General features: G+C 47.8%; 1 protein-coding gene. It reads left to right on the forward strand.

What is annotated here, in order from left to right; translation table 11 throughout:
- On the forward strand, positions 1-529 hold a 529-nt coding region (locus ACTQ16_RS16775; protein ID WP_441938574.1), incomplete at both ends, for a reverse transcriptase domain-containing protein.

Below are 529 nucleotides of genomic sequence, written 5' to 3' on the forward strand. Positions count from 1 at the left end.
GAAGAGGCTGCCATGATGCCCTAAGAGGTGCTCAGAAAATAATCGATGATGGCTACATTTATGTGGTTGACCTCGACTTGGAGCGTTTCTTCGACACGGTGAGCCACAGTAAACTCATAGAAATCCTCAGCCGCACTATAAAGGACGGTAGGGTGATAAGCCTTATCCACAAATATCTCCGCAGTGGTGTGATGAGCAAAGGAATGTTCGAGGCAAGTGGGGAAGGCACTCCCCAAGGAGGACCGTTAAGTCCGCTTTTGAGCAACATCATGCTCAACGAGTTGGACAAGGAACTCACAAGCCGAGGTCTCCCTTTTGTCCGCTATGCCGATGACTCGATGATATTTTGTAAGTCCAAGCGTGCAGCCAAACGCGTGAAGGAATCTGTAACCCGCTTCATCGAAGGAAAACTTCATCTGAAGGTGAACAGGGACAAGACAGTTGTGTCCTATGTGCAAGGTGTGAAATACCTTGGTTACTCCTTTTATGTAATGAAAGGCAAATGCCAACTCACGGTACACCCAAAAGC

The organism is Prevotella sp. LCP21S3_D2 (assembly GCF_052118345.1).
Lineage (GTDB): Bacteria > Bacteroidota > Bacteroidia > Bacteroidales > Bacteroidaceae > Prevotella.